The organism is Serratia sp. BNK-23 (assembly GCF_047456145.1).
Taxonomy (GTDB): domain Bacteria; phylum Pseudomonadota; class Gammaproteobacteria; order Enterobacterales; family Enterobacteriaceae; genus Serratia; species Serratia nematodiphila.
Genome location: NZ_CP179900.1, coordinates 386058 through 409742, shown reverse-complemented (window position 1 = coordinate 409742; position 23685 = coordinate 386058). Strand labels below are relative to the sequence as shown.

The following is a 23685-nucleotide window of genomic DNA, read 5'->3' as shown; positions in this document are numbered from 1 at the left end:
AACTCACTCCACACGAATGAAGTTTTTGTAATGGTCGCGCGTGACGAAGATCAGACCGTCGCTCGAATACAGCAGGCGATCGGCGCCGCGCCGGCCACACTGGTAATTGATGTCCGCTTCGCGCCAGACCCGGCCGCCGGCGCTCGGCAGTTGCCCTTCACGGTTAGAGAATCGATCGCCGCCAATCGCCTTGCCCGGCAATACCGCACAGAGGTTGCCTGAACGCGGGTCCCAGCCCTGCTCGCGCGCCTGCTTCTTGGTGACGTAATAGCCCGGAAGCCGCTGATGCTGCTGCAGGTAGCTCACCACCGTTTGCTGCTGCGTGAGCCGATCGATGCTCTGCTGTTGCCCCGCCGGCGCTTGCACCACCGTCGCATTGCCGCCGATCGCACGGTGCTCGTTGCCGCGCAGCGCGCTGAAGACGGCGATGACCACGGCGATGACAATCGCCAACAGAATCCGCTTGTTCATGACATTCCCTGAAATTATGCCGCCGAAGGCGCCGCAGCGCCCCCAGGCTAGTTAGGTATATAGCCGACCAGGATGAAACTAAGATGACCGGCACGTCACGTTTTCGCGGCGGTAAGCGTTTCATCCACTCATGACAATGATGCCACTTTCCAGCCGTTCTGGCACTCGGAGTCTCTCTGAAAACGGGCCGCCTCACATGAGACGGCTCGCCATGCCAGGCGCTGCTTTCAGTATAGTCAGGGAAGGCGCCGCACAACGCGGCGCAACAGGAGGGAACGCATCAATCGATCAAGGCGTGACGATAGCGATGCAGCATGTCGGCCAGGCGTTTCACCGGCCCGGTGACGCTGAGCGGCGCCTGATTGTCCACCAGCTTCTGCTGGTACTCGTTCATTTCACCCAGCAAGCGATCGTAGTAATAGGCGCGCTTGACGTCGTTCTTGGCGGAGACCACCCGATCGGCGGTGCTGCGGATCTGGCGGTGGAAGGCCGACAGCTCTTCGCTGACCGGAATCTCCGCCCGCTGCATGCGCTGGTGGGCAATGATCAGGTTCAGCGCCAGACGATACTTGGCGATGTCGTTCGGGAACATCATCAGCAGCTGGTTAAGCTGCTGATACAGCGCCGGCAGGTGGTTTTGCCGACGACGCGCCGCCTTGGTGGTCAGCGCCGACACCGCGCTGCTGACGAACTGGTTGAGCAACGTGCGGCCGGTGCGTTCACGCGAATTGTCGCGGATCAACAGCAGCACCATCAGCCCAACGCAGCTGCCGAGGAACTGGCCCAGCGCCCCGTCGAGAAACTGGGTGACGTTGAACTCCATCGGGTTGCTCAGCACCAGAATGTTGATGGTCCCGGCCAGCAGCCCCAGCGAACCGAGCCGCCGCTTCTGCACCTCGATGCCGATGAAAAACGCCAACAGGCCGAGGCTAAGACACAGCAGCAAAATGCTCTGCTGCGTCGCCGGCAGGATCACCATGAAGAACAGAGAGCCGACCGGGATCGCCGCCAGCATGCCCAGCACGAAATCCATCGCCACCATGCGCGGCGCCGGGGTGCGCATCGCCAGCGAGGTGATGACCGCGATGATCACCATAAAACCGCTGCCGGACGTCCAGCCGGTCCACAGCCACAGCAGGCTGCCGAAGGCCGTCGCCACAAAGGTGCGCAGGCCGTTGATCATCGCGTGATGCCCTTCCGCCGAAGTCGGCTTGACCACGGTTTCGTTGCTCAACACCCCCTCTTCCACCGCGCTGATGCTGCAGTTGGCGTGCACGCCTTTCGACAGCAGCAGGTAGCGCGTCGCCGCGCCGACCCAGCCGGTGAGGGTCGGCAGCGTTTCCTCGGAACGATGCGTGGTCAGCACCTGGCGCAGCAGCTTCATGCGCTTGTGGATCTCCTGCGGGGTTTCCGCCGGGACCATCAGCTGCTCACGCAGGCTGTCTTTCAGCGCGTCCGGATGATTCAACAAGATCAGATAGGTTTCGCAGGCCTGGGTGATCAGCGTCAGCGACAGCGTATGCAGCGCTTTTACCCGGCGGTTGACCTTCTGCCAGCGCGAGGACTCCATCATCAGGTTGTTGCGCATGCCGTCCAGCGCCGTGGTGCTCTTCACCAGATTGCTCCAGGCGCGGTCGATATCCTCTTTGTCGGCATTGCTGATGCACATCTGCATCAGGCGGTATTGCGCCACCAGCAGTTGATCCACCGCCCGATCGATGTCCTGTTTGATCGAACGCGGCGAGAACAGCAGATCCGCCAACACGGCGCTGACGATCCCCAGCACGATCTCGCTGCAACGCTCGATGGCGAACTGCGGCGCTTCCAGCAGATGAGACTCGCTGGTGGCGACCGTCACGATGATGATCAGCGCGGTATACCCGGCCAGCCCCCAGGCATAGGAGTTCTCCACCTTGATCAGCGAAGAGAGCCAGGTGCAGAAACCGGCCCAGATGCAGCACAGCAACAGCATCACCACCGGCGCACGGGCGGTGGTGATGATAATGATCAGGCCGACGAAGCAACCGATAAAGGTGCCGATAATGCGCAGCCAGCCGCGGTGGCGGATGGCGCCGGAGAAGGGTTCGCCGCCGGCGGCAAAGGCCGGGCCGGCGGCGACGATGGCGGCGGTCATCGCCGACCAGCGCGGGGTTTCCAGATTGAGATGGAAGCCGACGAACAGCGCAAACACAATCGCGAAGCTGAGTTTGAAGGCGAATCTCAGCCGGATAAAAGTTGGGCTGCTCATTAGCCGAACTCACGCAGCCGGTGCATCAGGCGCACAAAAGGCGAGCCGCTGTCGGCATTGCGATCGTTCTTGCCGACGATCACCACGGTGGCGGTGGTGCCGGCCGGGTACGGATGCTGTTGATCCTTGGCGTCCAGCAGGATCTTCACCGGCACGCGCTGCGCCAGGCGCACCCACTCCAGGTTGCTGTCGATCGAGGCCAACCCTTTGTTGTTCACCGTGCTGCTGCTGTTGTTCACCGCCGCCGCCACGCTGTCGACGGTGCCGTGCATGATACGGTTGCTGCCGAGCGGGGTGATCTCCGCGCGGTCGCCCTTATTCAGGCCATTCAGCTTGGTTTCTTCCAGGTACGCCAGGATGTAGAAGGAATCTTTCTTCACCAGCGCCACCGCCACCGAGCCGCGGGTGATGTATTCGCCGGCATGGACGTTGAGGTTGGTGATCCAGCCATCGGCCGGCGCCCGCACCGTGGTGCGTTCCAGATCCAGCTGCGCCAGCTCGCGTGCCGCAATGGCCTTCGCCAGCTGGTGCTGCACGGTCTGCAGTGAGTTGTTCGACTGGTCAATCTCTTCCTGCGACATCGCCTGCACGCCCAGCTTCACGCGGCGGCCGGCCTCGCGCCGTTTTTCCGCCGCCAGCGTCTGATAGTAGGCGACGTCGGCGCCGGCTTCCGCCAGCGCCTGCTCATAACGCGGCCGATCGACCACGAACAGCACCTGGCCTTTCTTCACCAGTTGGTTATCCACCACCGGCACGTCGGTCAGCAGGCCGCTGACGTCCGGCGCGATCGCCACCACATCGGCGGTAAACTTGGCATCACGCGTCCACGGCGACTCGGTGTAGAACACCCAGGCCTTGAATATCGCGGCGATGCCCAACAGCACAAGAATCAAAGTGATCGCGATTCGGGTTATTTTTATCGAAAAATTTTTCACAGCGACCTCAAACAAAAAGACACGAAATCAGATAAAACAAGCAGCAATACAGCGCGGTATTAAACAGCGCCGGATGCCAGACAAAATCGTAAATCCCCGTCGGCTGCAGCAGGCGGCGCAGGAGAAAAAACAGCGCCAGCGACACCAGCAGCTCGAAAAACACCGGCGGAAACGACAGCCCGAAGATGACCATAACCGGAAGCAAACTCATCACTTTTTCCTTATTGTTCACTACGCCGGGGAAAGACACATCTCGCCATTCACATTCTCTTTACATTTTAGCGTGCGCGCGCCACAAATCTTGACCGGACAGCTTGTCCAGGTCACGAACCCGAAAAAAGGTTAAACTTGGGGGCAGACATCCACGACAGGGATTGCGAGGGTGCCGGAGGAGCGGCAGGATTGCGTTGCCGATCGCTCTCGCACGTTGGTAAGGTCTATTCACCCGACCACGTTATATTAGCCTGCTTACTATCAAGGCATCAACAATCTGTGATCTAAATCACTTTTAAGCCAGAGTGAATAATGGAAAGATTAAAACGGATGTCGGTATTCGCCAAAGTGGTTGAGTTCGGGTCGTTTACCGCGGCCGCACGCCAACTCGACATGAGCGTTTCATCGATCAGTCAAACCGTCTCGAAACTGGAAAATGAACTGCAGGTCAAGCTGTTGAACCGCAGCACGCGCAGCATCGGCCTGACCGAGGCCGGCAAAATCTACTATCAGGGCTGCCGACGCATGCTGCAGGAAGTCAGCGAAGTGCATGAGCAGCTGTACGCGTTTAACAATACGCCCGCCGGCACGCTGCGCATCGGCAGCTCGTCCACCATGGCGCAAAACGTGCTGGCGAACATGACCGCCGAGATGATGAAAGAGTATCCGGGCCTGACGGTCAACCTGGTGACCGGCATACCGGCGCCGGATCTGATCACCGACGGACTGGATCTGGTGATCCGCACCGGGGCGCTGCAGGACTCCAGCCTGTTCTCCCGCCGCCTGGGGCAGATGCCGATGGTGGTGTGCGCCGCCAAAAGCTACCTGATCCAGCACGGTACGCCGCAGAAGCCGAGCGACATGGTCAACTTCTCCTGGCTGGAGTACAGCGTGCGGCCCGACAGCGAATTCGAACTGATGTCGCCGGAAGGCATCACCACGCGCATTTCCCCGCAGGGGCGCTTCGTCACCAACGACTCCTCCACCATGATCCGTTGGCTGAAAAATGGCGCCGGCATCGCCTACGCCCCGCTGATGTGGGTGATCGAAGAGATCAAACGCGGCGAGATCGAGATCCTGTTCAAAAGCTACCATTCGGATCCGCGGCCAATCTACGCGCTCTATACCGAGAAGGACAAACTGCCGCTGAAGGTGCAGGTGTGCATCAACTATTTAACCGACTATTTCGAACGCGTAGCGGCGGTCTATCAGGGTTATCGCTGAGCAGCGCTTAAATAGCGGCGCGCCAGCGCGGCCAGCAGCATCAGCGCCAACATGCCGATGCCCCACAGCAGCCAGACGGCGTAGCCCGCCCAGGTCAGCAGCAGAGGAAAATAGCTCGCCAACCCGCTGCCCAGCTGTTTCAGCCACGGCAGCCAGGCGTCCAGCACCGTCTGCGGCACCAGGCTCAGCGCACCGTTCACCGGCAACGATGCCTTCCCGGCTGCCTCCGCCAACGCCGGGAGCCAGGCCAGCACCCCGGCTACGCCCCAGGCCAGCAGCGTCCATAGCGCCATGGCGCCCAGCAGCAGCGCGAGTGTCCAACCGCCCCGGTTCACGGCACACCGCCGCCGCACTGCGGACAAAAGCGGCTGCCCGGCGGCAACGGCGCGGCGCACTGGCCGCAGGTGGCGCTTAGCGCGGCAAACGGCTGACCGCAGCGGTGGCAATAACGGGCGCCCGATTTATTCACTGCCCGGCATTCCGGGCACTGCGGCCCCGGCTCGCCATGTTGGTTATAGCGGTTGCCATGATGCCCGCCGCCGTGGCCCGCGCGCTGATGACCGCCGTGAATACCGCTTTGCCCCAACAACCGTTTCAGTAAGCTCATCCCGCCTCTCCTCTGTGCATTGACGCTGAACCTCACTGTAAACCCTGGAGTAAACTCCAGGGTAAAGCCCGGTGAGCAGGATTTACGTTTCATTACATCGTAAAAGTGGCAAGGCTTTGATGCCGTTAACAAAAGCACCATCGGCATTATCCCACGCCGCCGCGCTGCGTTATGCTGCGGAAACCTCTCCCTGCATCAGGAATAACCATGAAAAAAATCATACTGGACTGTGACCCGGGGCATGACGACGCCATCGCTCTGTTGCTGGCCTGGGGCAATCCGCAGATCGACCTGCTGGCGGTCACCACCGTGGTGGGTAACCAGACGCTGGACAAAGTGACGCGCAACGCCCTGGCGGTGGCCCGTATCGCCAATATCACCGGCGTCCCCTTCGCCGCCGGCTGCCCGCGTCCGCTGGTGCGCAATATCGAAGTGGCGCCCGACATTCACGGCGACTCAGGCCTCGATGGCCCGGTGCTGCCGGAACCCCACCTGCAGTTGGACTCACGCCACGCGGTAGACCTGATCATCGAGACCGTGATGGCCCACCCACCGGGCAGCGTGACGCTGGTGCCGACCGGCGGCCTGACCAATATCGCCATGGCGGTGCGTAAAGAGCCGCGCATTGCCGAACGGGTCAAGGAAGTGGTGCTGATGGGCGGCGGCTATCATGTGGGCAACTGGAGCGCGGTGGCGGAGTTCAATATCAAAATCGATCCCGAGGCGGCGCACATCGTGTTCAACGAAAAATGGCCGCTCACCATGGTCGGGCTGGATCTCACCCACCAGGCGCTGGCCACGCCGGCAGTCTGCGAACGCATCGCCGCCCTCGGCACCCGGCCGGCCGCCTTCGTCGGCGAGCTGCTGGCATTCTTTGGCCGTATGTACCAACAGGCGCAAGGCTTCAGCGCCCCGCCGGTGCACGATCCATGCGCGGTGGCCTATGTGATCGATCCGAGCGTCATGTCGGTGCGCAAAGCGCCGGTAAATATAGAGCTGACCGGCACCCTCACCTTAGGCATGACGGTCGCGGACTTCCGCGCGCCGCCGCCGCCGGATTGCCACACCCAGGTAGCGGTCAAACTGGATCAGGATAAATTCTGGGATCTGGTGGTGGATGCGCTGGAGCGGATCGGGGAGGTGGAGTAAGCGAATGAGAGACGAGATTAACGCGCTTTTATAGGCGCGTTAGTCCGTATTCTGCCGCGGCAACGGGAGGCTCAGGCCATAACCTCTTTTATTTCCAATACAGCAGAACAATCCTAACAATAAATCATTTTATAAAAATTAAAAAAAACAGGTAAAGACAAGAAGAATCTTAATAAAAATAAAACCATAAAAATCACATTGAATTTAAAAACCAGCAATGGAAAACGATGGAATAAATCTCCGCCGTCACGCCGCCGCTGACGAAATAAATTAAACAATAAGATACCTATTTTATTCTTCACATTGACTGCCGACATAGGCCATCGCCGAGATGCCCCACGATATTCACACACGTCAAGACAACCCTCAACTAACTGATTTAAATGAATAAAAATAATATTAGATTAAAATTTGACTGAATCACAATGGATTTGAGAAAATAGCGCATCTGTTTTTGCAAACAACAAAAATGCCTTTTGCGGGTGAAAAATACGGCTTAACCTTTCTTTAGGCACACGGTCTCGCGCATTCTCAGGGTAAACATTATTTATCGCTTCACCATGAAGACGGATTAAATTTCCCATGAGACATTTTCGAATTGAACATTACACGCATTTCAACATCAGGATAAAGGATAGGGAATAATCAAAACATGCATTTCATAAACGCTATCAGGCCATGGCAGGTTAACCATGGCCGATAAATCTCCCGCTAACGCAGCGACCATCGCCGTGCTGCCCCTGCTGCTGATCTGGATGGCGGCGGTCCTGCCGGTTTATTACCCCAACATGGGCGGCGACGGTCTGGCGCTGCCGCAAAACATTCTGGCCTGGAGCGTCATGGCGCTCACCACGCTGATCGTGACGTTTACCGTTTGCCTGGGTCGCATCCGTTTTTCGCTGACCCCCACCGCCCGGCGGTTGCTGCTCGGCATCGCCGTACTGGCGTTGCCGCTGCTGTATACCCGCCTCGAGTGGCGCGAAGATGCCCTGTGGCGCTGCGCCGGTTTGCTCGGCGGCTGGCTGTTCTATGTCGCCTGCCTGCAGCTGCGCCTAACCGCCCGACAGCGCGAGCTGCTGCTGTACGGTCTGCTGTTCGCCATCGGCGTTCAGGCGTTGCTGGCGGCGCTGCAGCTGTTCGCCCCCACGCTGGCCTGGGTAGCCCCTAACGGCAGCCGGGTCTACGGCGTCTTTCAGCAACCGAACGTGCTGGGCAGCTTTATCGCCACCGGGCTGGCCTTGGCGCTCTGGCTGCTGCTTGCTCCCCTCTCAGCGCCAACGTGGCGGCGGCAAATCCCGCTGCTCGCGCTGCTGGCCGTTTTCTCCGCCCTGCTGGTACTGATCCAGTCGCGCGCCGCCTGGCTTGGCGGCGCCTTGGCGGCGGCTTTGCTGCTGTGCCGTTTTGCCCGCCGGCGCCCGGCCGCGAGCCGCTGGGCCGGCGGCGCGCTGCTGCTGGGCGTGGCGATCGGCCTGGCGGTGCTATTCACCGGTTTCGGCCTGGATGGCCGCGCGGGTCTGATCGGTCGGGAGCTGTCCAATAGCGCTCGCCTCACCATGCTGCATGACGTCGGCGCCATGATCCTGGCCAAGCCGCTGCTGGGCTGGGGTTACGGCGGTTTTGAATACAGCTTCGCGCACTTTCGCCTGCAGGAAATGCCCTGGCGAGAAGTGTTGGAAGTCGCCGGGCATCCGCACAATGAAATCCTGCTGTGGTGGATTGAGGGTGGCCTGCCGGCGCTGGCAGGTATCGCTATCGTCCTTGTCGCCGGCGCACGGCTGCTGAAAAGCGCCTGGCAACGGGATCGAGAACAGCCGAACGGTGCGCGCGTCGGCTTGTTCCTGGTGCTGCTGCCGATGCTGATACACACCCAGCTGGAATACCCTTTCTATCTGTCTGCGCCGCACTGGCTGGCGTTTCTGCTGCTGCTGGCGCTGCTGGACGGCCAAACCGGCGAGCCCCGCCCGCTGCCGTTCGCCAAAGCCCTGAGCCTGCCGGTGGCGTTTGCGGCGCTCGGCGTGCTGGTGATGGCGGTCTTCGCCTGGCAAGGGCGCATGGCGCTCACCCAGTCGGAGCGCACTATGCTGGCCAACATCGACAGCATCGAGCAGATGCCGTCGCCGGCCGCCTGGATCTACCGGGAGCGCAAAACCTTCGACGAGCAATCTCACGCGTTGCTGGTCTACAACCAGACGCGTGATGATGCCCTGTTGACCGGCTATCGGCAGTGGGCCAATGCCTATCTGCAGCACCGCATCGACGCCAACGTCTACGCCACGCTGATTATGATCTTGCGCTATCAGGGGGATCAGGCACAAGCCGACGCTCGCCTGCGGGAAGCCGCTTTCCTGTTTACGCGGGATGCGCGGTTTAGGTAGGGACAACAAGGTGAGAGCGATGCCTCGTCGCTCTCACCTCCGTCATTTATGTAGCAAAATCAACGTGGCAATATCGCGCACTCTTTATCCAGCAGCGACTCTACCGACGCACGATTGCCGACGTCCCAGCCGCGCTTCGAGGCCAGCAAGATAAACCCTTGCCGGCCGGCAAACATCGTCGGAACGACGACCACGCCATATTCCGCCAGCTGCGGCGGCGACAGATGGAAATAATCCGCCAAATCCTTAATCGGGTAGATGCCCATCACGGCTGGCTGCATCACGCGGCGAGCATAATAGGTGTGGCGCAACAACTTATCCGGCAAAGGCCGCCATTGTTCCTGTATGTAGGGGCGTTCCGCCTGCAATTGGCGCCGCACGTCCTCGCGCAGACAGGTCAGGTGAATGTGCAACTGGTTTTGGCTGCGGCCGTAAGCGGAGTTGATCGCCATGCCCAACATATCATCCGGCACCGGCCCGCCATACTCGGCGGCCAGCTGGTAACGCATCAGCCAGGCATAGCCAAAATAGTCCGTCCGTTCTCCAACCAGCAGCTGCGGGCTTTCAATGCCGGAGAGCGGCGCCGTCGGCACCAGGATAAAGTGATAAGGGTAACGCGGGTTCTGCAGCACGCTAAAGCCCAGGGCCTTCCCCTGCGGCATATAAATCTGCTCGCACGGGGCCGGATTGCGTTTTTGCTGATAGTTGGCCATGCAGAGTTTATCGACCACGCCCCACAGCGCATCGGAACGGGCGCAGCCCGTCAGGGACAGAACGCCCAGCACCAGCAGCCAACGCCGAGCGGATAATGCCAGGCGCGTCATTCTTGTCGTGCTCTGTTTTTTCGCCACGTCAATTTCATTCCATTATGTCGTGCAGGCTACGGCGTCCTGCCGCGCTTAGCGTTACGAATGCGAGAAAGGCCGCGAAATGGAGCATGGTGAGGGGCCAACGCGTGGCCCCTTGAGGAAAGATTACGCCGTGCCGCCGACGGTGAGCGTGTCCAGTTTCAGCGTCGGTTGGCCGACGCCCACCGGCACGCTCTGGCCTTCCTTGCCGCACACGCCCACGCCTTTATCGAGCGCCAGATCGTTGCCGACCATCGAGATCTGCTGCATCGCCTCGATGCCGGAGCCGATCAGCGTCGCCCCTTTCACCGGTTTGGTGATGCGTCCCTTCTCGATCAGGTAGGCTTCGGTGGTGGAGAATACAAACTTGCCGGAGGTGATGTCCACCTGGCCGCCGCCAAAGTTCGGCGCGTACAGGCCGTACTCGACGCTGGCGATGATCTCTTCCGGCGTCGATTGGCCCGCCAGCATGTAGGTATTGGTCATGCGCGGCATCGGCAGATGCGCGTAGGACTCGCGGCGGCCGTTGCCGGTCGGGGCGACGCCCATCAGCCGCGCGTTGAGCTTGTCCTGCATGTAGCCTTTCAGCACGCCGTTTTCGATCAGCACGTTGTACTGGCCCGGCACGCCTTCGTCGTCGATCGCCAGCGAGCCGCGGCGCCCTTGCAGGGTGCCGTCGTCCACCACGGTACATAGCTCGGACGCCACCAGCTCGCCCATATGGCCGCTGAACACCGAGGTGCCGCGCCGGTTGAAGTCGCCTTCCAGGCCGTGGCCCACCGCCTCATGCAGCAGCACGCCCGGCCAGCCGGCGCCCAGCACGACCGGCATATTGCCGGCCGGCGCCGCCACCGCGCCGAGGTTGACCAGCGCCATGCGCACCGCTTCTTTGGCGTAGGCATCGGCGCGCACGTCGCCGTCGACGGTTTCCAGGAAGTAGTCATAGCCGAAACGGCCGCCGCCGCCGCTGGAGCCGCGCTCACGCTTGCCGTCCTGCTCCACCAGCACGCTGACGGAAAGACGCACCAGCGGGCGAACGTCCGCCGCCAGCGTGCCGTCGGTGGCGGCCACCAACACCTGCTCGTAAACGCCGGTGATGCTGGCGTTCACTTCCTGCACCCGCGCATCGGCGGCGCGCGCCACCTTGTCGACGCGGTGCAACAGGGCGATTTTCTCTTCGCGCGGCAGGCTTTGCAGCGGATCGAGCAGCGGATACAGCGCCCGGTAACCGATTTCGCCCAGGGTATGCGCCCGCCCGTCGCCCTGCTCGCGCACGATGCTGCGCGCCGCCTGGGCGCTCTGCTGCAGCGCATTCAGGGTGATCTGATCGGCATAGGCGAAGCCGGTCTTCTCACCGCTGACGGCGCGCACGCCGACGCCCTGGTCGATATTGTAAGAGCCATCCTTGATGATGCCGTCCTCGATCACCCAGGCTTCGTGATAGCTGGACTGAAAATAGAGATCGGCGTAGTCGATACGGCGTTCTGCCAGTTGACCCAGTACCCTGTACAGGTCTTGATGACTCAGCTTGTTGGTAGCGAGTAACTGCTCACTGACAAACGTCAGGCTCATAATGGTTTCACTCTTGATTGGAGGATAGCTTGTCAGACGGCGCCGTCAGCGACGTCTGGAATCGGTTGTGCTGCAGCACCGGCATCTGCGCACGAATATTTTTCAGGCTTGCGGTGTCCACGCGCACCTTCAGCGCCGCCACGGCGTCCGCGTTCTCGGCCAGCACCTTGCCCCAGCCGTCAACAGCCAGCGTGTGGCCCCAGGTACGACGAGTCGGTCCGTGGCGCCCCACCTGCGCCGGCGCCAGGATCATGCACTGGTTTTCGATCGCCCGGGCGCGCAGCAGGATTTCCCAATGCGCCTCGCCGGTGACCCGGGTAAACGCCGCCGGCACCGAAATCAGTTCGGCGCCCTGTGCCCGCAGCGCCTGGAACAGCGCGGGGAAGCGCAGATCGTAGCATATGGTCATGCCCAAGCGCCCGACCGGCGTATCCACCACCGTCAGGTGCTGCCCGTGCTGGTAGGTATCCGACTCGCGGTAGTGGCCGTGCGCATCGTTGATATCCACATCGAACATATGCAGTTTGTCATAGCGGGCGCGGATCTCGCCCTGCTCGTCGAACAACAGGCTGCTGGTAGTGATAAGTTCCGGGTTTTCGCGGCTGATCAAGGGCATCGAGCCCACCAGCAACCACACCCCATAGCGGCGCGCCAGCTCACGCACCGCGTTCTGCAGCGGGCCATCGCCCTGTTTTTCCGCCTGTTGGCGGTAGGCCGCGGAGTTGGCGAACAGCAGCGCGTTCTCCGGCGTCATGACCAGTTTTACCCCGGCATTGAGCTGCTTAATCTGCTGTTCAATCTGGGCCAGGTTATCGCGCACCTGATCGCCACTGCACAACTGCAACAACGCAACGTTAGCATTCCTCATGACGCCTTATCCTCCTTTGCCTTACGAAGTACCTCATTGATCTTCGGCTGGTCGAGATCGCCGCCGATATGGTAGCGAATCAGCGAAATCTTGCTCCACAGCGGCCCCAGCACCTGCGAGGCGGCAAATACCGCCGCGCCGACGATCGGGTTGACGACAAACGCCGTGGCCACGCCGACGGTCGCCGAAATCGCCGGCGCCACCACCGCCTCCATATCGATGCGGCGGCGCGCCAGATCGATCTGGCCGCTCATGGCGATGTCCGCCGCCAGGCCGTCGATCAATAGATTATCAGTATGCATTATGCCATCTTTCAGCCAGGCGGTGCTGCGGATGGAATCAAAGTAGAAACCTTTGCCGAAGGTATCGCTGAAATCGAACTGCAGCTTGCGCAGCAGGGCGTCGAAGCTGACCAGCCGCAGCAGCTGGCCGGCGCGGCCGCCGCCCATGCTGTCGATCTCGCCCTTGCCCATCTTGACCTGTAGCGCGCCGCTTAACGTATCGACCTGCGGCTGCCACGGCGCGCCGTGCCAGTACAGATCGAAGTCCACGTCGTAAGGCGCCCCCTTCAGCGGAATAGTGATGCCGAAGAAGGCGGCGGTTTCATCGATCTTGCCGCCGAGCAGTTTGCCTTTCAGCGAGCTGCGCTCTTCCTGCGCGTTTTGTTTCCACAGGCCGGTGGCGCTCATACGCCCTTTACCGGTATCGACCAGACCGTGATCCAGCGTCAGGGTATCCCCCCGATTAGTCAGATCCGCCTCGACCTTGCCGAGGTTCTGCCCCAGCACCCAGCACGACTTACAGCGCAGCATCAGCGAAGGCCAGTCGCGGAAGGAAACTTTCTCGGTCGACGGCGACGGTGCGCCCGCCGCGTTTTTCGTCTCGGCGAACTGTGGGTTGTAATACAGGTAGTTGATATCGGCGCGCCACGGCCCGCGATCGGCCACCCGCAGGCTGCCGTCCACTTCGTCGCTCTTGGCGCTCACCAGGGTAGCGCCAAGCTGTTTTTCGGCCGATAGCGTCAGCTTATGCCAGGCCTGGCCGCCCAACAGCAGCTGCGGCGTAGTCAGCGCCACGGTGGTAGGGAAGCTGAAACCGCCCACCTGACCGCTGCCGCCGCCCTGTTTCAGTGCCGGCGCCAGCAGCGCCAGCCACTGCTCACCGTCCAGCGCCGGCAGATTCAGCGTCATCGACTTGCCGGCCGGCAGCGGCGGCGTGCCGCCCCCGTTGGTTTGCCAGGCGGCGCGCGCCAGATTCACCTGTTTTTTATCGAAGTTCCATTCGCTGTTGAAGCGGTTCTGTTTGCCCGCGCTGCCGGTCAACATGAAACCGTTCAGACCGCCTTTGACCTTGACGTTCACCGGCAGTGCCTCGCCCGGTGCCTTGTCCAGCGGTGAAGGTAAGTGACTGCTCACTTTCTTCAAATCCGCGTCAATGCCGATATCATAGCTGGCCGAGCCCTGATGCGGCAGCGTGATGGCCACCTGGCTCTGCCAGGGCGCGCTGCCGCTGAGCGCATCAGCGGCCTCTTTTGGCAGGCCGGGGAACTTGCCCGGCAGCCAGTCGCCCTTCAGGCCGACATTGATCTTGTAATCGCGATCGCCTTCCTGCGTGGAAAAGTTGACCGCCACCGGCTGCCCGAACCAGTTGGCCGACAGGGGGTCGCTCTGCAGGTTGCCGTTGTCGAAGCGGAACTTGCCGCTGAGCTTTTGCAGTTCGCTGTCCAGCGGCTTTATCAGCAACGAATTGTTGTTCAGCGCCACTTCGCCGGTGGCTCTGACCTGCTCGCCGTCCAGGGGAATATCAAGATGTAAGCGCCCACTGACATCACCGCCAATCTGCAGCTGCTCCAGCGCCGCCCCGAGCGAATCGTGCAACGGCGTCTGCATGAAGTAGTCATGCACGTCGCTGCCCGCACCCGCGACTTCGGCGTCGATCAGCAGCCGCTCTTTCAGGTAATCCGGGATCACCGCGCTGATATTTTTACCCGCCACCTTACCCAATCGGGTTTGCGGCGCATGCATCCACAATCCCTCGTTGGCGAAATCGAGATCGATCGCCAAATCGGTCAGCGCCGGCCAGCCCGGTTGGAACTGGAAGGTGGCGTGACGTAGCGGTACGAAAACTTCAAACTGCCCTTCGTTTTTACGATACGGGAAGTGCTGCGGATCGCCGGAATAAATCAGCGTAGCGTTATCCACCTGGCCGCCCTGAATGGCGCCGCTCAGGTAGTCCACCAGATGCTTGCCCATCAACGGTTCCGGGAAATAGCGCCAGGCGTCGGCGCCGTCATACAGGCGGATGCCCGCCAGGATGTTCAGCCACGGATCGCCCTTGGCCGGCTGCTGATAACGGAAATCACCGTTGACCCACAGCGACTTCGCCTTGACGTCCAGCCCCTGACTCGCCAGCTCCCAGCCCTGATCGTTGTAACGCCAGGTCAGCGCGCCGCGCGCGCTGCTGATTTCAAGCGGGGCGCGGAACATGTCACCGTAAGGCAGGGTGCTGTCGGTGAGCCCCAGCGTCAGGCGGCCGTTCTCCACCCCGCCGCTCAACGCCCCGGAGAAGTGGTTAACGCCCGGCAGCAGTTCCCAACGCTGCCAGCTGACATCGCGCCACAGCGCCTGGAAACGGCTCTTTTCCGGCTGCTTGAGCGGAATGTCCAGCGCCAGCGCTTCCAATTGCCCCTGCGGCTGCAGATCGTTCCAGCGCTCGAGCACGTCCGGGCTGAGGAAGGAGAAGGTCGGCAGCAGCGCCGACAGACGCTCCAGCTGAATATCAGTCGCGCGCACACGCAGTTCTTCATTCTGCGCCGGCCCCATGAATTCGGTGTTTTCCGGCAGCCACAGCGCGGAAAGCGCGCCCTGCGGCCAGGCCTGGCCGTCGGTGCTCAACCGCAGTTGCGGCACGTCGAGCTGCCAACCGGTGCCCTGGCGGCGCAGCGACAGCGCCAGATTATCCACGTCCAGCCGGTGCTGCGCGGCGCCGGTATTCCAGTTGGCCGCCCCTTGCTTGAGCAACGCATGGCCGCCGGCGATCTCGCCGTTCTGCACCTGCAGCCAGGCAGCCAGGCTGAAGTCGGCGCTTTCCAGCCCGGTGTTGGCGCGCAGCCAGCGGGTAAACCAGGGTTTCATGTCGATGTTGTCGGCCTGCAGATAGACCGTGCCGGTGTCCAGCAGGCCCTGATTATCGCGCAGGTCCATGCGCAGCTGCACCACGCCGTGCTGGCCGTTCAGCGTCGACAGGCTGATCTGCCCCTCGGCGCGGTGGCGATCGCGGCCGTTGAGCCAGGTCAGCTGGGGAATGTCGAATTCGGCGCGCGCGCCGGCGGGCGTCAGGAATGAAATACGGCTGTCGCGCAGATCGAAATGGTCGAGCTGGCGCAGCATCAGATCGCTGATTTTACCCGGCTCAAGGCCTTCGCCCTGCCGATCGCCGCCCAACGTGGCGTTCAAATCGAGCCGGAATTGATAGAAGGTCAGATCGCGGAACTGCCAGCGCCAGTGCAACAGCGACTGCCACACATCCAGCGCCAGCGTCACGCGCTCGATATGCACATCGCTTTTGGGCAGCGTAACGCTCAGGTTACGCACTTCAAGCTGCGGGCCGAAGGTTTCCCAACTGCCCTGTAGGAAATCCATCTGCACGGGCACGCCGGACAGCTTCTCCACCTGCGCCAGCAGTTGGGGACGGTAGTCGTTCAGCTTCGGCAGCATCAGGCGCAGCCCGCTGATCAGCAGCGCCACAATCACGATTAGGGTGGCGCCTGTTGCTAACAGAATCCCAGGCAGTCGCCTCACGCAGTTCTCCTTGCTCCGCTGCCTGGCAACGGGAATATCTATGCACTGACGGGCCCGGCGTGCCGGGCCCCTACCGATGTCGGGCGGGCTACATCATGACGACGTCGAACTGCTCCTGGCTGTACAACGGTTCGATCTGCACCTTCACCTGTTTGCCGACGAAAATCTCCACTTCGGCCAGCGCATGCGACTCTTCGCTCTTCAGCGCTTCGCCGACCGCCGCAGAGGCGTACACCAGGAAGCGATCGGAATCGTAAGCGTGATGCACGCGCACAATCTCGCGCAGGATCTCGTAGCACACGGTTTCCACCGTTTTCACGGTGCCGCGCCCATTGCAAGTAGGACAATCGTGACAGAGCACATGTTCAATGCTTTCACGCGTTCGTTTACGCGTCATTTCAACTAAGCCTAGCTGAGAGAAGCCGTTGATCGTGGTTTTTACCCGATCTTTACTCAACGCCTGCTCCAGCGAGTGCAGCACCCGGCGGCGATGCTCTTCGTTGTTCATATCGATAAAGTCGATGATGATGATGCCGCCCAGGTTGCGCAGCCGCAGCTGGCGCGCAATGGCCTGCGTCGCCTCGATGTTGGTATTGAAGATGGTTTCGTCGAGGTTGCGGTGGCCGACGAAGGCGCCGGTGTTGATGTCGACCGTGGTCATCGCCTCGGTCTGATCGATGATCAGATAGCCGCCGGACTTCAGCTCCACCTTGCGCTCCAGCGCGCGCTGGATCTCGTTTTCCACATCGTACAGATCGAAAATCGGCTGACTGCCGGTATAGAGCTCGAGCTTGTTGGTGATGTCCGGGATGTACTCACCGGTGAACTCCACCAGCAGATCGTGCGTCAGCCGCGAATCGACGCGGATGCGATCCAGCGCCGCGCCGGCGAAATCGCGCAAGATGCGCTGCGCCAACGCCAGCTCGCCGTACAGCTTGTATTTGGTCTGGTTGCGCTTCTTGCGCTCCATCACCTTGGTCCACAGCCGTTTGAGGAATGCGGCGTCCTGCGCCAGCTCTTCCTCGCCGATGCCTTCCGCCGCGGTGCGGATGATAAAGCCGCCCAGCTCGTCGCAGTGCGGCGCCACGATCGCCTTCAGGCGCTCGCGCTCGGCTTCGCTGTCGATGCGCTGCGACACGCCGACGTGCGCCGCACCCGGCATGAAGACCAGATAACGCGAAGGCAGCGTGATATCGGTGGTCAGACGCGCGCCCTTGGTGCCAAGCGGATCTTTCACCACCTGCACCATCAGGTCTTGCCCCTGGCGCACCAGCTCGGCGATGTCGCGCACGTGGAAGTTTTTCCGCTCGTCGCCGGCGACGCATTCGGTATGCGGCATGATGTCAGAGGCGTGCAGGAAGGCGGCCTTATCGAGGCCGATGTCGACGAACGCCGCCTGCATGCCCGGCAGGACGCGGCTGACGCGCCCTTTATAGATATTGCCGACGATGCCGCGTTTGGATTCGCGTTCGATATGGATCTCTTGCAGAATGCCGCCATCGATATAGGCGACCCGCGTTTCAGACGGTGTGATATTAACCAGTAGCTCAGCTGTCATGCCTTCTCCTCAGAGCCGGTCGATAATGGCAGCGCCCATCAACCGGTTCTTACATCACGTAATGCGACAAAATTACTGAGCAGCTCATGTGTTTCGACCAGCGGCAGACCGACCACTGCGTGATAACTCCCGGTTATCGTTCTGACGAAACAACCACCCTTTCCTTGAATTCCATAGGCGCCCGCCTTATCCATCGGTTCGCCCGTAGCAATATAGTCGCGGATATCCTGTTGTGACAGGCTGCGGAACGTCACGTCGGTCACCACCAGCTGGCAACGCACGTCGTGGCGATCGGCGATCGCCACTGCCGTCATCACCTGATGCTGCTTGCCGGACAGGGCCGCCAGCATGTCCGCCGCATGGGCTTCGTCGCGCGGCTTCTCCAGCACCCGGCCGTTGAGCACCACGATGGTGTCGGCGCCCAGCACCGGCCGATCTTCCTGCGCCAGCGCCACGCCCGCTTTGGCCTTGTCCTGCGCCAGGCGGCGCACATAGGCTTCTGCGGCTTCGCCTTCCCGGCGCTGCTCTTCGGTATGCGTCAGCAGAATGTCGAACGACACGCCCAGCAGGGTCAGCAGTTCACGTCGACGTGGGGAGCCGGAGGCCAGATAAAGCGAAGTCATTGATATACCCTTACTGTACGGCGAACTGACGGCGGATTTTACGCATCAACAGGAATAACCACGGCCACAAAATGCCGTTTACCACACTACTCCAGAACACCTCTGGGCGGAAAGAGACGTTGATCACTAAAAACTCAGCCCAGAACACCACCACATCCATCGACAGCGACAGCAACACGACGATAAGCGCCTGTTGCCACAGCGCCATATTGCGGAACAGTTGGAATTTGAACGCCACCAGATAGGCGATGATGCCCAGCGCCAGCGCGCGCACGCCCAGCGTGGAACCGAGGATCAGATCCATGATCAGCCCCAGCACGAAGCCGGTGCCGACGTTGACCCGATGTGGCAAAGCCATCACCCAGTAGATCAGGATCAGCACCAGCCAGGAAGGCCGGAACATGTAGATCTGCTCCGGCCACGGCATGATTTGCAGCACCAACGCCACCAGGAACGACAGCCAGATTATCCAGCGCCCGTGGCTGCGGTAGCTGTTCATTGCACCACCCCCGCCGCCGCGGGCTGAACCTGAGGCTGAGCAGAGGCCGGTGCCGTGGTTTGCGGCGCCACCCCGGTGGCCGGAGCCGGCAGCTGTGGCCCGACGGAACCGGCAGGCGGCAGCACCTGCGGCATCATCTGCATCAGGCGTTCATTGGCCACGCGGTGCACTTCGTCCGGCGGCAGCGGCATGTCGCCGTTGCGATCGGCGCCCCACAACAACAACAGATAACGCAAGCGCTGCAGACCGGCGGTCGGCCGCGCCTGAATCACAGTGTAAGCACGCTGGTTGTCAACCTTGACCGAGGAGACCACCGCCACCGGATACCCTTCAGGGAAGCGGCCGCCGAGGCCGGAGGTGACCAGCACGTCGCCGACGCGGATGTCGGTGTTGTTCGGCAGATGCTCCAGTTGCAGATCGTCGGCGCAGCCGCTGCCCGCGGCGATCACCCGAATATCGTTGCGCAGCACCTGGATCGGCAGCGCATGCGAGGCGTCGCAGATCAGCAGCACGCGGCTGGTGACTTTCGCCACCGCCACCACCTGACCGACCACGCCCTTGTCGCTGATCACCGGCTGGCCTTCATAGACGCCGTTGTCCGACCCTTTGTCGATCACCACCTGATCGCTATACGGATCGGAACCGGTGGAGATCACCTGGGTGACCATCTTGTGTTCGTCCTGACGCAGCGGGGAACCCAGCAGCTCGCGCAAGCGGGCGTTTTCCTGCTTGAATTGGCCAAGAAGAAGAATATCGCTGTTTTTCAGCAGCAGTTCCTGCCGCAGAGCGCGGTTTTCCAGCTCCAGCTGTTGGCGGGTGGCCAGCGTCTCTGACACGCTGTCCAAAACTTTACGCGGCCCGTTGGCCAGAAAATAGAAAGGGCTGACTGCGGTGTCCATGTAGTTGCGTATCTTCACGAACGTGCCGAGCCGGCTGTCGGCAACGATCAGGCCAATGGCCGCAATCACCGCCAAAAAAAGTCGCAGTTGCAGGGAAGGCCCCCTGCTAAAAATCGGCTTCATAAATTATGCGAGTTCCTCGACAACAGAAAGAGGAACCGTACCCGATTCTCGCTGTGCGCATTCATCCGATACGATTCCTCCTTCCAGGGGCTGACTATTCTTCGCTGAACAAATCGCCGCCGTGCATGTCGATCATTTCCAACGCCTTGCCGCCGCCGCGCGCCACGCAGGTCAGCGGATCTTCCGCCACCACGACCGGGATGCCGGTTTCTTCCATCAGCAGGCGATCGAGGTTGCGCAGCAACGCGCCGCCGCCGGTCAATACCATGCCGCGTTCGGAAATGTCGGAGGCCAATTCTGGCGGGCACTGCTCCAGCGCCACCATCACCGCGCTGACGATGCCGGTCAGCGGCTCTTGCAGGGCTTCGAGGATTTCATTGGAGTTCAGGGTAAAGCCGCGCGGTACGCCTTCGGCCAGGTTACGGCCACGGACTTCGATTTCACGCACTTCGTCACCCGGATAGGCAGAACCGATTTCGTGCTTGATGCGCTCGGCGGTCGCTTCGCCGATCAGCGAGCCATAGTTGCGGCGCACATAATTGATGATGGCTTCATCGAAACGGTCGCCGCCGATGCGCACGGAAGAGGAGTACACCACGCCGTTCAGCGAGATCACCGCCACTTCAGTGGTACCGCCACCGATATCCACCACCATGGAGCCTGTCGCTTCGGAAACCGGCAAGCCTGCACCGATCGCCGCCGCCATCGGCTCTTCAATCAGGAACACTTCGCGCGCGCCGGCCCCTTGGGCGGACTCGCGGATAGCGCGGCGTTCAACCTGGGTCGCGCCGACCGGCACACAGACCAGCACGCGCGGGCTTGGGCGCATGAAGCTGTTGCTGTGAACCTGTTTGATAAAGTGCTGCAGCATTTTTTCGGTCACGAAGAAGTCGGCGATCACGCCGTCTTTCATCGGGCGAATAGCCGCGATGTTGCCGGGGGTGCGGCCCAGCATCTGTTTGGCGTCATGACCGACGGCCGCAACGCTCTTTGGGGAGCCGGCACGATCCTGACGAATGGCAACCACCGAAGGTTCATTCAGTACGATGCCTTGCCCTTTAACATAAATCAGGGTATTGGCGGTACCCAAGTCGATGGACAAGTCGTTGGAAAACATGCCACGAAATTTCTTAAACATAACGAAAGGATAATCCTGCAAGCTGGGGGCGGAAAATAAAATCCGCCTACTTTACCAACCACACGAAGCAGCGACAAGGCGCAAAAACGTTCTACTTCGGTGAAAAATAGTCTGTATTGTTTCTGCTCGAATGCACGGAAATTGGATGAGGCCTGAATTCCCTGAACAAAGGCTCAGTTTACCACCCTGTCAACGCACGAAACGGCGTAACACAGCTCATAAAATCTAACATATTCCCTGATTGCCGCCGATGGTAAGCACCTACCAACGCCAACCAGATAAAAGCTGACAAGAGCCTATCTCAAATAGGCGTCATTGTCGCAGGCAGATTGGAGAAAACTCCAAAATGACGGGTGACATGGCCCAGATGGATCCGGCGCTCATTCTACGTCAATTTTTGTCCGGCAATCAGCTTAAACGCGATAACGACGTGAATATTTTTTACGCCCCGCGTCGATCGGTTCCGGCGACGCGAAAAAGTCGCCCTGCCCGCCATGGATCCCACGCTCTTTCAGCGTCTGCCATTCGTTGCGCGTACGTACGCTGGCGGCGAACACCTGCGCGCGCGTACCCGCGCAGGCGCCGGTCAGGCTCTGCACGAACAGCTGGTTTTCGTCCCGCTTATCGATGCTCCGCACCAACCCCGGGTGGAGCTTGACGATCTCCACCTGCAGCGACTTGATATAAGACGTACTGACCACGGTTAAACCCGCTTTGGACACCGCAAGGCGGCAGCCCAGCCCTGACAACAGCCTCAGCACCGGACGCAAACGGTCGATATGTTGACACACATCTGCCTCCGCAAGTTCAATCAGAATTCGTCGACGCTGACTTTTTTCGCACTGCAACAGCGTATCCCGCAGCCAGCGCTGGAAAGAGCGCTGCAAAATCGAGTCTACGCACAGCGGGAACGCCAGCGTTTCCTCGGGCCACTGCGCCAACAAGGGAATGATGCGGCTCACCTGTTGGCGATCGTAACTCTCCGCCAACCCCAGCTGCTGCACCAGCGGCATATATTCCGCCGGCAGCAATTCCTGGGTGCCGTCATAGATCCGGCTCATGATCTCGCGATGGTGCACCTCGCCTTCCACGGTCACCGCCGGTTTCTGATACAGCCGCGGGCCACCGCGCGCCAGCACCTGTTCCAGCAGCGTGCGCCACTTGACGCTGCCGCGCCCCTTTTCCGGCACCTGGCTGTCGTACACATACCACCCGTTTTCGCCCTGCAGCGTAGCGTGGCGCGTCGCCTGCTCCGCATAGTCGATCACCTGCTCGGTGGTTTGACCGCTGCGGTACGCCACGATGCCGATGTGCAGGAAGGCCTCGCGATCGATCAGCGCCGTGGAAGGCAATGCATCGATGGCGTTGACCAGCTGTGAAGCGATGCCGTCGGCCTCCTTCAGGGTTCGATGCGGCAACAACACGGTAAAATCGCTGTGGAAGTAGCGCGCCAGCAGCGCCGACGGGTAGCGCATCACGAAGGTAGACAGCAGGTTGACCAGCGAATACATCAGCTCCTGCACCGCCACGCTGCCGTGCGTCTCGCGCAGGGTCTCGAAATCGGGCAGCCGCACCATCATCACGATGCCGTGCGAGCCTTCATCTTCCAACTGAGTGGTCAATTGGTTATCGAAGAACAGGCGATTATTCAGCCCGGTTTTGGCGTCCTGCGCGGCGAAGGCGCGGATCAGCGTATCGACCCGGCTGCGCTCTTCCCGCGCTTCCGCCAGATCGGCCAGCAGGCGGTCGAGCGCGCCGCTGACATTGGCCGGCCACTCACGCACGTCGCCCTGCATGACGTTTTCACGCTCGCCGTTCAGAATGCGCCGCGCGCGGCGTTCCAGACGATCTTCGCCGTCGGCCTGCTCACGCAGCCAGCGCAGGCTGAACAGCAAAATCACCACCATGACGACGATCGACAGCGTGACGGCGGCGGTGGATTGCAGCGTGCGCACATCGCTGGCGAAGGGATCGAGGTAGGTGATGTACAGCGTGCTGCCCGGGTGCTGCAACAGGGGGCGCGAGACCTGACGATAGCCGTTCAGCGCATCCCAGTGCTCTTTTTTGACCGTCGGCAATTTATAGTCGAGCAGTTGGCTGGTCCCGGCCTCTATGCGGATCGACACGATGCCGAGCGTGCGCATGACGATGGGCAACCATTTCTCCTGCTCCTGCGGCGGCTCGCTCAGCATGGCTTGATCGAGAGTGGTAACCAGCGAATCCAAGCGGCGCTCCTGGCGATCCTGGGTAACGTAAAAGAAGCTGTATGAGCATCCCATCAGCATCAAAAACATCGCCAGTGCGACCAACAGAGTGATCAATGCAGAGAGTTTGGTGGTAAATCGCATCCCTGTGCCTTGTCCGCTATGGTTAAGTGAGTGTGCCCCTGTAGCCAAAAGGAGCCGTCCAACCCTAACAAGCCTTGCCGAGGAATAAAACCTGCAAGCGCCGTTTTTGTCCTTTATCAGGACTTGGGCCGCTTATTATGCATATAGTCAAATAAATGTGATTCAGCCATTGATAGAAAAGTGTAAA

19 protein-coding genes are annotated in these 23685 nt (G+C 60.9%); 3 read left to right on the top strand and 16 right to left on the bottom strand.

What is annotated here, in order from left to right; translation table 11 throughout:
- Positions 1-3: 3 nt before the first annotated feature.
- The 4 genes from ACMGF9_RS01880 to aaeX all read right to left on the bottom strand — a co-directional run bounded on the left by ACMGF9_RS01880 (position 4) and on the right by aaeX (position 3865).
- Positions 4-471 carry a ribonuclease gene (locus ACMGF9_RS01880; protein ID WP_004936959.1) on the bottom strand — a complete coding sequence of 156 codons (468 nt, stop codon included), beginning with the start codon at positions 469-471 and terminating at the stop codon, positions 4-6.
- A 280-nt stretch (positions 472-751) separates the two neighbouring features.
- The gene (gene aaeB / locus ACMGF9_RS01875) at positions 752-2719 is read right to left on the bottom strand and encodes a p-hydroxybenzoic acid efflux pump subunit AaeB (RefSeq protein WP_015379187.1); all 1968 of its coding nucleotides are present in this window, start codon (positions 2717-2719) and stop codon (positions 752-754) included.
- Positions 2719-3654, bottom strand: coding sequence for a p-hydroxybenzoic acid efflux pump subunit AaeA (aaeA, locus tag ACMGF9_RS01870; protein ID WP_004936954.1), 936 nt, complete (start codon positions 3652-3654; stop codon positions 2719-2721). Before aaeA ends, aaeB begins: the two co-directional genes overlap by 1 nt.
- A gap of 7 nt (positions 3655-3661) precedes the next feature.
- Entirely contained in the window at positions 3662-3865 is a 204-nt protein-coding gene (gene aaeX / locus ACMGF9_RS01865; protein WP_004936952.1) for a p-hydroxybenzoic acid efflux pump operon protein AaeX, read from the bottom strand.
- A 314-nt stretch (positions 3866-4179) separates the two neighbouring features.
- Between aaeX and aaeR the strand changes: the two genes are divergently transcribed.
- The gene (aaeR, locus tag ACMGF9_RS01860; RefSeq protein WP_015379188.1) at positions 4180-5091 is read left to right on the top strand and encodes an HTH-type transcriptional activator AaeR; all 912 of its coding nucleotides are present in this window, start codon (positions 4180-4182) and stop codon (positions 5089-5091) included.
- On the opposite strand, the gene ACMGF9_RS01855 is transcribed toward aaeR, so the two are convergent.
- Both ACMGF9_RS01855 and ACMGF9_RS01850 read right to left on the bottom strand, forming a co-directional pair.
- Positions 5082-5426 (bottom strand): hypothetical protein, encoded by a 345-nt coding sequence (locus ACMGF9_RS01855; protein ID WP_172574980.1) that lies wholly within the window; start codon positions 5424-5426, stop codon positions 5082-5084. The genes aaeR and ACMGF9_RS01855 overlap by 10 nt on opposite strands.
- A complete protein-coding gene (locus ACMGF9_RS01850) occupies positions 5423-5698 on the bottom strand; it encodes a zinc ribbon domain-containing protein (protein WP_021505118.1) in 276 nt (91 codons plus the stop codon). The genes ACMGF9_RS01855 and ACMGF9_RS01850 overlap by 4 nt, the downstream gene beginning before the upstream one ends.
- Before the next feature lie 207 nt (positions 5699-5905).
- Here ACMGF9_RS01850 and ACMGF9_RS01845 point away from each other — a divergent pair, with 207 nt between their 5' ends.
- Positions 5906-6847, top strand: a complete 942-nt coding sequence (locus tag ACMGF9_RS01845) for a nucleoside hydrolase (RefSeq protein ID WP_021505119.1) — start codon at positions 5906-5908, stop codon at positions 6845-6847.
- A gap of 692 nt (positions 6848-7539) precedes the next feature.
- The gene (locus ACMGF9_RS01840) at positions 7540-9222 is read left to right on the top strand and encodes a PglL family O-oligosaccharyltransferase (protein ID WP_088381951.1); all 1683 of its coding nucleotides are present in this window, start codon (positions 7540-7542) and stop codon (positions 9220-9222) included.
- A gap of 59 nt (positions 9223-9281) precedes the next feature.
- Here the strand turns inward: ACMGF9_RS01840 and ACMGF9_RS01835 are convergent, their stop codons facing one another.
- The 10 genes from ACMGF9_RS01835 to csrD form a co-directional block, all read right to left on the bottom strand.
- Positions 9282-10046 (bottom strand): CDP-diacylglycerol diphosphatase, encoded by a 765-nt coding sequence (locus tag ACMGF9_RS01835; RefSeq protein WP_414160629.1) that lies wholly within the window; start codon positions 10044-10046, stop codon positions 9282-9284.
- Positions 10047-10196: 150 nt separating this feature from the next.
- A complete protein-coding gene (gene tldD, locus ACMGF9_RS01830; RefSeq protein ID WP_021505122.1) occupies positions 10197-11642 on the bottom strand; it encodes a metalloprotease TldD in 1446 nt (481 codons plus the stop codon).
- A 7-nt stretch (positions 11643-11649) separates the two neighbouring features.
- Entirely contained in the window at positions 11650-12510 is an 861-nt protein-coding gene (gene nit1, locus ACMGF9_RS01825; protein ID WP_004936930.1) for a deaminated glutathione amidase, read from the bottom strand.
- A complete protein-coding gene (gene yhdP / locus ACMGF9_RS01820) occupies positions 12507-16310 on the bottom strand; it encodes an AsmA2 domain-containing protein YhdP (protein WP_076741018.1) in 3804 nt (1267 codons plus the stop codon). The genes nit1 and yhdP overlap by 4 nt, the downstream gene beginning before the upstream one ends.
- Positions 16311-16398: 88 nt before the next feature.
- On the bottom strand, positions 16399-17868 hold the full coding sequence (gene rng / locus ACMGF9_RS01815) for a ribonuclease G (protein ID WP_004936922.1): 1470 nt from the start codon (positions 17866-17868) through the stop codon (positions 16399-16401).
- A 38-nt stretch (positions 17869-17906) separates the two neighbouring features.
- A complete protein-coding gene (locus ACMGF9_RS01810; RefSeq protein WP_004936921.1) occupies positions 17907-18491 on the bottom strand; it encodes a Maf family protein in 585 nt (194 codons plus the stop codon).
- Positions 18492-18501: 10 nt separating this feature from the next.
- Complete coding sequence (gene mreD / locus ACMGF9_RS01805; protein ID WP_004936918.1) at positions 18502-18990, bottom strand: rod shape-determining protein MreD; 489 nt, start codon at positions 18988-18990, stop codon at positions 18502-18504.
- The gene (mreC, locus tag ACMGF9_RS01800) at positions 18987-20012 is read right to left on the bottom strand and encodes a rod shape-determining protein MreC (RefSeq protein WP_028127540.1); all 1026 of its coding nucleotides are present in this window, start codon (positions 20010-20012) and stop codon (positions 18987-18989) included. The genes mreD and mreC overlap by 4 nt, the downstream gene beginning before the upstream one ends.
- Before the next feature lie 94 nt (positions 20013-20106).
- A complete protein-coding gene (gene mreB, locus ACMGF9_RS01795; RefSeq protein ID WP_003855260.1) occupies positions 20107-21150 on the bottom strand; it encodes a rod shape-determining protein MreB in 1044 nt (347 codons plus the stop codon).
- Between the two features lie 413 nt (positions 21151-21563).
- Entirely contained in the window at positions 21564-23498 is a 1935-nt protein-coding gene (csrD, locus tag ACMGF9_RS01790) for an RNase E specificity factor CsrD (protein ID WP_015379197.1), read from the bottom strand.
- Between the last annotated feature and the right edge of the window lie 187 nt (positions 23499-23685).